Source organism: Streptomyces sp. NPDC091412 (genome assembly GCF_044756885.1).
Lineage (GTDB): Bacteria > Actinomycetota > Actinomycetes > Streptomycetales > Streptomycetaceae > Streptomyces.
On sequence record NZ_JBIVTV010000016.1, the window covers coordinates 65,326 to 73,121 of the forward strand.

The 7,796-nt window shown below is 69.9% G+C and carries 6 protein-coding genes and 3 pseudogenes; 5 read left to right on the plus strand and 4 right to left on the minus strand.

Annotated elements, in window-relative coordinates; all coding sequences use genetic code 11:
• Positions 1 to 557: 557 nt before the first annotated feature.
• Together ACIQMV_RS29770 and ACIQMV_RS29775 are read right to left on the minus strand one after the other, a co-directional pair.
• Positions 558 to 2,183 carry a penicillin-binding transpeptidase domain-containing protein gene (locus ACIQMV_RS29770; protein WP_402596381.1) on the minus strand — a complete coding sequence of 542 codons (1,626 nt, stop codon included), beginning with the start codon at positions 2,181 to 2,183 and terminating at the stop codon, positions 558 to 560.
• Between the two features lie 256 nt (positions 2,184 to 2,439).
• A pseudogene (locus ACIQMV_RS29775) lies at positions 2,440 to 2,796 on the minus strand (site-specific integrase); the annotation flags it as partial.
• A 521-nt stretch (positions 2,797 to 3,317) separates the two neighbouring features.
• Here ACIQMV_RS29775 and ACIQMV_RS29780 point away from each other — a divergent pair.
• The 3 genes from ACIQMV_RS29780 (at position 3,318) to cutA (ending at position 4,701) form a co-directional block, all read left to right on the plus strand.
• Positions 3,318 to 3,665, plus strand: a complete 348-nt coding sequence (locus ACIQMV_RS29780; RefSeq protein WP_402596382.1) for a hypothetical protein — start codon at positions 3,318 to 3,320, stop codon at positions 3,663 to 3,665.
• A 352-nt stretch (positions 3,666 to 4,017) separates the two neighbouring features.
• Positions 4,018 to 4,263, plus strand: a complete 246-nt coding sequence (locus ACIQMV_RS29785) for a hypothetical protein (RefSeq protein ID WP_402596383.1) — start codon at positions 4,018 to 4,020, stop codon at positions 4,261 to 4,263.
• Positions 4,264 to 4,383: 120 nt separating this feature from the next.
• Complete coding sequence (cutA, locus tag ACIQMV_RS29790) at positions 4,384 to 4,701, plus strand: divalent-cation tolerance protein CutA (protein WP_402596384.1); 318 nt, start codon at positions 4,384 to 4,386, stop codon at positions 4,699 to 4,701.
• A gap of 165 nt (positions 4,702 to 4,866) precedes the next feature.
• On the opposite strand, the pseudogene ACIQMV_RS29795 reads toward cutA, so the two are convergent.
• Positions 4,867 to 4,998, minus strand: a pseudogene (locus ACIQMV_RS29795) (bifunctional DNA primase/polymerase); the annotation flags it as partial.
• 448 nt (positions 4,999 to 5,446) lie between these two features.
• A pseudogene (locus tag ACIQMV_RS29800) lies at positions 5,447 to 5,745 on the minus strand (ATP-binding protein); the annotation flags it as partial.
• A gap of 5 nt (positions 5,746 to 5,750) precedes the next feature.
• Between ACIQMV_RS29800 and ACIQMV_RS29805 the strand changes: the two are divergent.
• Together ACIQMV_RS29805 and ACIQMV_RS29810 are read left to right on the plus strand one after the other, a co-directional pair.
• A complete protein-coding gene (locus tag ACIQMV_RS29805; protein WP_402596385.1) occupies positions 5,751 to 6,203 on the plus strand; it encodes a hypothetical protein in 453 nt (150 codons plus the stop codon).
• 507 nt (positions 6,204 to 6,710) lie between these two features.
• Positions 6,711 to 7,394, plus strand: coding sequence for a hypothetical protein (locus ACIQMV_RS29810; RefSeq protein WP_402596386.1), 684 nt, complete (start codon positions 6,711 to 6,713; stop codon positions 7,392 to 7,394).
• Positions 7,395 to 7,796 lie beyond the last annotated feature (402 nt).

Sequence of the window (7,796 nt, forward strand, 5' to 3'; positions counted from 1 at the left end):
CGTCCTCGGGTCTGCCCAGTCCTCGGGTCTGCCCAGTCCTCGGGTCTGCCCAGTCCTCGGGTCTGCCCAGTCCTCGGGTCTGCCCAGTCCTCGGGTCTGCCCAGTCCTCGGGTCTGCCCGGCCCTCGGGTCTGCCCGAGCCTCGGGTCCGCCCGGCCCTCGGGTCTGCCCGGGCCTCGGGTCCGGCCGGGCCTCGGGTCCGGCCGGCCCTCCGAGTGCTCCGGTCATCCGGTCCTCGGTGGCTCCGTGCGGGCGAGCCGGATGCCGACCGCGCCCGCACCGTCCAGTCGCGCGGCCAGGTGGAGGGGGCGGCAGTGCCGCCCCGGGCGGCGGCGACAGTCCGGCAGACCGCGGCCACTACTTTCGGCCGGTCCAGCAGCACGGCTGCTCCGGCTCCTCGAGGTCTTCCAGTGTCTCCGGGGCTCCCGGTCCTCCCGGCCCGACGGGGCGTGCGGCCCCTCCGGGCGTGCGGTCCTACGGTCGTGCGGTCGGACCGGGCGTGCCGCCCGGTCGGGCGATGCCGGCCGGGCGGTCGGGTGCGCCATCGTTCGAGGGCGGTCAGCCCGCCGTGCGCAGGACGGCCGCCACGATCGGGCCCGCCGCGTCGCCGCCGTGCCCGCCCTCCTGGGTCATGGCGGCGGCCGCCATGTCGTTGTGGTAGCCGGTGAACCAACTGTTGGACTTGGCCTGGCCGTCGACCTCGGCGGAGCCGGTCTTCGCGCCGATGCTGCCGCCGAGCCCGGACATCGCGGGGGCCGCGGTGCCGCTGGTGGCGGTGCGGTTCATCATCTGCCGCAGCTGGGTGACCGTGTCGGTCGACAGGCCCCGGGCCTGGGCCAGCGGGCGGCCGTCGAGCTTCACGGACACGATGACGGGCTGGCGGAAGGTGCCGGTCATCGCGGTCGCCGTCACCGACGCCATGTTCAGCGGGCTCATCTGCACCTGGCCCTGCCCGATCAGGTTGGCGGCGGTGTCCGGGCCGCCCGAGGCGGGGACGGAGCCGTCGAAGGACGGTATGCCGACCTTCCAGTTGTCCCGGCCGAGCCCGAAGCGCTCCTCGGCCTCTCTGGTCAGGGAGTCCACCCGGACCTCGTCCGCGTACTTCACGAACGCCGTGTTGCAGGACCGGGCGAAGCTCTCCGAGAGGGTGGCGTGCTCGTTGGGCTGCATGTTCTTGAGGTTGTGGAACGTCTGGCTCTGCCACACCGCCTCGTTCGGGCAGGGCGCGGGGCCGCCGGCCGTCGTGATCCTGTTGTCGATCAGGGTGGCCGCACTGATGATCTTCATGGTGGAGCCCGGCGCGAGCCGGCCGAGGAAGGCCGCGTTGAAGCCGTCGGCCCGGTGGTTGGCGACCGCGAGCACCTCGCCGGTGGACGGCTTCACGGCGACCACGGACGACTCGGAGTACCGCTGCACGGCTTGCTCGGCCGCCGCCTGCGCACTCGCGCTGAGGGTGGTCCGCAGCTTGCCCGGCCGTCCCTTGGCCAGGGTGATCAGCGGGGTCTCGGCGGCGCCGGAGGTCTCGTGCCGAATGCTCAGCTCGACCGACGGCTCGCCGCCCGCCTTGTCGCCGTACTTGGCCCGCAGCTCGTCCAGGATCGGCCCGAGCGAGGGGTACTTGTCCTTGGTCAGCACGGCGCCGTCACGGTCGACGGCCTCGATCGGCGGGGACGCCGACGCCCCGGTGACGAGCGTGTCGCCCTTGACCAGGTCGGGGTGTACGACCGAGGGCTGCCAGTCGACCAGCGGCTGGTGGGTGGACACGCCCCGCACGATGGTCAGCCGGCTGTCGTAGGCCAGCGGCTTGGACTTCCCGTCGTACGAGACGGTGGCCTTGACCGAGAAGGGCACGGTGGCCCCGGAGGCGGTCCCGGGCGTGATCTTCACATCGATGATGTGCGCGTCGCGTCCGTAGGCCGTGAGCAACTCCTCGGCCGCCTCGGGGAAGTCCGTGTACGACGCGGCCTCCGCCGCCTCGTTCTTCTCCCAGGCCGCGAGGAACTTCGCCGAGGTCTCCTTCACCTCGTCCCGGCTCGGTGGCCCGGTCCTGGCGGGCGCCGGCCCGCCGGCCGCGACCGTGTTCCCGTTCAGCGCGGACACGAAGTTGTACGTCCCGTATCCCGCCCCGCCGATCATCGCGGCGAACACCCCGCCGATGATGGCGGCCTTGACCCCCTTGCGCATGGAAGCGCTCCCTCCCCCGTTGCGGCCCCACCGCACTGTAGGTGGCCGCCGGGGCAACTGTGAGGGCTGTTTTCGGATGGTGTCCGAACAGTGATCAGCCAGCTGACTCAGACCCAGGTGTCCAGCCACATCCGTGAACGCCACGAGTCGATCGGAATCGACGTGCCCGTGTACAGCGGCCAGAAATAGACGAAGTCTTCTTGCTGGGGTCCGGCAATGCCCCGACCAGGGCGTTTGCATCTGGCCGGGGGCCGGGTCAGGCGACCTGGGCCGCCTCTGGGTCGTGATCATGAGGATTCGACGCCAGATAGAGGCTGTCAACAGCCTTCCGGGTGCGTCCCTCACTGCTCGGCATGAGGTGCGTGTAGGTCCGGAGCGTGAACCCTGGGCCGCTGTGACCGAGGTACGAGCTCAGAGCCCGGATGCTCTCGCCCGCGTCCAGCAGCAGCGATGCGTAGAAGTGCCTGAGCGCGTGCATGCCGTGTTCGGGGGCCGACGCGTACCGTTCGCCAGCATCGCGCGTCGGGATGATGCCTGCGGCGGCCAGAGCGGGCTTCCAGTGGTGGTCGTTGAAGTTGCTCACCCGTACGTGCTGCCCCTCGGCTCCGCTGAAGGGCCACGGGCCCGGGTCGGGGCGGTGGTCGGCGGTGACGTACAGGCGGGTGCGCTTGCCGTCGCGGATGGGGTACTGGCGGACGGAGCCGGTGGCGAACGCGCCGCTGAGCACGGTACTGACGCGGTCGGTGTCGGCCGGATCACAGATGACGCGAATCTCGAACACGAACAGTCCTTTCGGGATAGTCGTTGGCCATGACGAATGACCGGCGCACGGCCGGACGGATGCACTCCCGGTGGATACGCCGCTCAGTGATGGCGGGCATCGCGCTGCTCTTTTCCGGCTGCGCCGCTGTGGTCTCGCATCTGTGGGAGGGACAGCCGTGGCGCGATGCCCTGCTGTTGGGCGCTTTGATAGCGGCGGGATCGGTGATCACTGTGGAGGCCTCGAACCGTAGGCGAGCTGCTCGACAGAGTCCTTGAAGGTCAGCCGTGGAAAGCGCTGCGCGTGGACGAGGCGTCCGGTGGGTGTCATGCTCACGGCGACGTCGGCGGGGGTTCGGCGCGTAGGGAGGGACCATGGAGCTCTATCTCGCCGTACCTCTTGTTCTGGTGGCGTTGCTCGTTGCTGCCATGGGAGTGGCGGCGGTTACCCGTGGCTGGGTGCCCCCGTGGAACCGGCGTCAAGTTCGCCGCGTTCGCCTCTACGGCCGGGGTCAGTTGATACTTGCTGTCGCCCTCTGCTTGCAGGCATTCAGGCTGGGGACCAGCAATCCCGCCATCCGGTCGTTGGGGACCCTGTTCGGCAGTGGGCTTCTGCTGGCCGGCATCTTCGTGACAAGGGCGAGCTTTCGCGCGGGTGGTAATCGACAGGGCAGCGGCACGGTGTCGTCGGGCGCGGGTCCGACGCGCAGGGAGAGACCTTGAAGGTCTACATGGCCATACCAGGTGTTTTGATCGCGTTGCTCTTCGCCGCCTCCGGCGTAGCGGGGATTACGCGTGGCTGGGTGCCCCCCAGGCCCCCCACGAACCGGCGGCCGGTCCACCGCCCTCGCCTCTATGGCTGGGGCCAGTTGGTGGGTGCCTTCGGCATCCTCGGGAATGGGGTGTTCTGGCTGGTGCTCACTGACCCCGACATTCGGCCGTGGGGGGCCCTGGCCAGCGGCGCGCTTGGGCTGACCGGCATCACCCTGATGATGATGGGCCAGTACAGGGGTCGTAATCGGCAGGGCAGCGGCACGGTTTCGTCCGGTGTGGGTTCGGCGTGCAGGGAGGGACCATGAGGCTCTATATCGCCATACCTTTTGTTCTGGTGGCGTCGCTCTACGCCGCCGCGGGCGTAGCGGCGGTTACCCGTGGCTGGGTGCCCTCCTGGAACCGGCGTCGAGTTCGCCGCGCGCGCCTCCACGGCTGGGGTCAGTTGGTGGTTGCCTTCGGCGTGTGTTGGCAGGTGGTCTTCGGGCTGGTGATCAGCGGCCCTGGCATCCGGGAGTGGGGGCCAAGTCCGGCGGCGTGCTTCTCCTGACCGGCTTCATCGTGATGGGGGTGGGCCAGTACACGGGTGGTAATCGACAGGGGCAGCGGCGTGCCCTAGCCGACTGAGTTACCTGGTCACAGACGGCTGCCTGATCGCTAGGCTCCCCGCATGACTGAGCCTGAGGACGAGACTGAGTACCTGCAGCTGTCGATCGCCACGCCGGAACGTGAACAAGCCGTCGCCCTCGCCAGGGGTGCAGTCCAGGGGCGTCTGGCCGTCGGTTCCCAGGTCATCGGCCCCGTGGTGTCGATGTTTTGGCACCTTGGCGAGTTCGGGGAGCGCGAGGAGTGGCGGCTGCTGCTGACCACGACCTTCGAGCAGTACCCGGAGCTGGAGAAGTACCTGTTGGAGCATCACCCGTCGGACAACCCCGAGGTGGTGATCACCGGCGAGATCCAGGTCTTCCGGCTCCCATACCCGTCGTAGTCACCGATCTCCTCTCGGTCGGCGTGACGCGATAAAAGCGACGGAGCATCACCACAGGGCGCCCCGCAGTGCCTTAAGTGGAGCGCGGACAACGCCTCACCGGTCTCAGCCGTGGAAGTGGTTGCGCTTGATCACGGCCCGGCGGATGTTCACGGTAGTGCCGCCCTTGTGGCCACTCGCGCACGGGCCGGTACGGGTGCAGGTCTTCTCCCCGTGCAGGGCCGGCCGCTTGGTGCCGGGACGCAAGGGGAAGACGTGCCAGCCGTGGGAGGCGGCGTCCAGCGCTGCGGACAGCAGCGCTAAACAGGTGTCATGTGCTGGTCGTCTCCTGTTCCTCGTGTGGGTGCTGGTTGGTCAGGGCAGCTCCGCTTCATTGGCGTGAGTGCGGGGCCGCCCTTGGCTCGGCGAGCCGTGGGGGCGGTCGCGCTGTTCTCGGAGGCGAGTGGCATGACGGAGCAAGCGGAAGAGCCCGGTGGCGTTTCGACAGGGCCGAGGGGACGCCGTTGGGTGCGGCACGTGTATGCGGTAGGCGAGATCCTGCTCATGAACGCGGGAATAGCCGTACTCCTTCACCTGCTGGCAGGTGGGGGCTGGGGGATGGTGCTGGGGATCCCGTCCGGCCTTGCGCTGGCTGAGGTAGTGATCTGGTTCCGGTCAGGCCAGCACATGGCCACGCGCCCCATAAGGCAGCGTCCAAGGCGACGCAGTGAAGTTAGCCGTGGAAGTGGTTGCGCTTGATCACGGCCTGGTTGTGGATCTTTCGGGCGGCCGTGAAGTACCGGCTGGTGGCCTTGCTGCCTCCGTAGGGCCGCTTGTCGGCGTCCTTGGCCGGGCACTGAACGCCACCTGCGCCTCGTCCACCAGTAGGATCAGCGGCGGGAAGTCGGCACCGTCCGGCGCCTGCAACCGGTGCTCCATCTCCGACACGCCACCCTCGAGCATCTCGGTTGCCTCGATCACGTGGTCATCGTTCGGCCCCTGCATCAGGACAGTGGCGAGCCCGTCGAACATGGCCCAGTCGCCGGCCCCCTTCAGGTCCGCCAAACGCGGTGCGGAACGCCGGGCGCCACGGGTCGCTCGACGGGGCACCTGACCCCGAACTGGTCCGCTCCCTTTGGGTTCTGCGGGAGGCCGGGCCGCAGCCACGCAGGGCGGCGGCGGACGCCCGGGACCTCGCGAACCGGCTGCGCCCGCTGCTTGAGGAGGCGGCCCCCGCCGCTGGGCTGCGGAACAGGCTCCAGGCCGGACCGGCCGCCCGCGCCGAGGCCGAGGCGGCGGTCACCGAGCTGCGCCGGCTGCTGGCCGACGCCGAACGGCGCGGCTTGCGGGAGCGGTTCGCGCAGGCATCGGTCGACCTGCTCCGGGGGCAGGACACCGACCGGGCTGCCCTCGCAGCCGGGACGGACTTCGAGCGGGACCCGGACGCCTACCGACGGCTCCTGGAGGGCCTCGCACCTCGCGAGGCTGCGGCCCGGCCGGAGCCTCTCCGACGCCGCCGCTGACCGCCCCGCCCGGAACTGGCCCCGTACGGACGGCACTCGTATCAAATCCAGCCCCGACCATGTTGCATCCTGAACCCGATCCAGCGCCCGACCTTCCTGATGACCGAGAGATTGACGGGCAGGCCCCTTGACCTGGCCCTGGTCCCCCAGGTGTCCCCCGGTAGAGGGCGGCACACGGAACGCCGCAGGTCGTAGGCGGTGAACGGAGCCCGCTGGAAAGCTGCTCCTACCAGTGGGCAGGCTTGTGCGTCCTTGATCCGCCGGACAGGCGTCCGCTGATCGTGTCGGGGACGGCTATGGCGACGGAGGGACGGGTGTGGCTCAATTGCCGTCGGTGCGACGCCGTTGGCCCGACGGCGCGGAGGGGGAGGGTGGCAGGCGACGTGGTGAGCGCGGTGGGGCTGGTGGTCGTGACGGCTGTGTTGACGGTCTGCCCCCGCGCGCGGCGGAGGGCCTGACATGTCGGACGAACCCGATGACCGACGTGGTGACCGGGGTGCTCTGCGATTGCGGACCCTCTGGCACTACTGCTGGGGAGCCGTCGCCGTACTGCTCGGCGTCACTCTGATCTTCTTCGCCAGCGTCACCCTGGCCCTCGTGCCCGACCGCATGGCCGAGGAGCGCGCTTACCAGGCTGCCCGCCCCTGTCGCGCGGCAGTCACCGAGGACTGCCTGCGCTCCGTCCAGGCCACCGTGCGCGGCACGGACATCCGGGAACCGAACAAGGGGGGCCAGACTCACGACCTCCTGCTCACCGGGCCTGCCCCCGTGCCCCGGAGAGTGGACATGGGGAAAGCCCAGCCGCTGCTCAGGCACCTGCGCGCCGGAGACGTGGTCACCGTCATCATGTGGCGGGAGTACGCGACCGCCGTACACAAGGACGGCGTGACGCAGTACTCCAACGACAACCCCGAAGGACTGCCCCTGATCGCCACGGCTGTCGCCCTGGCCATGTTCGCCGTCGGCCTCTTCGCTCTCTACGCCGGAGGACACGCGGTCGCGCGCGCTCCCGAATACGCCGCGACGGAGCTGCCCGCACGCCTCTGGAAGCGCGGGATGCAGACGCTCGGTGCCGCGATCTGTGCGGTTCCGGCCGGACTGTTCGGCATGTGGGCCGGCCCTTTCGGAGTGTTCGTCCTGTGGTTGGTCCTGGTCGCCATGCTTCTCGTGGGCACCCGGGAAGGCGATTAACCGGGCCGGGGGGGCAGGCGGGTACGCACACGGAATGACGCCACAGGGCGATGACGGCGTCTTGAATCTGGGCAGGGCCCAATGCCTCGATGGAATCGGCCAACCCCCACAGGGGAGCCGGAACGCCGGGGCCTGTGGGGAGTCTTTGGGGCTCGGGGCTCGGGCGTGGATCTCTGTGCAGCTCAGGCCATGCGCACAGCGCGGCCTGTAAATCTGCCGTGGGCCGTCTCTGGGCCGTCTCTGGGCCGTCCGAGGGCGGCCAGTGGTGACCGTCAACGACCATCAACGACCAGGAGGGGGCGGGCCCCGGGCCCCCCCCCCCGGTGGGGGGGCCCCCCACAAACCCCGGGGGCCCCCCCCCACCCCCCCCCCCCCCGCTGAGGGGGATCGCCCAGCCCCCGT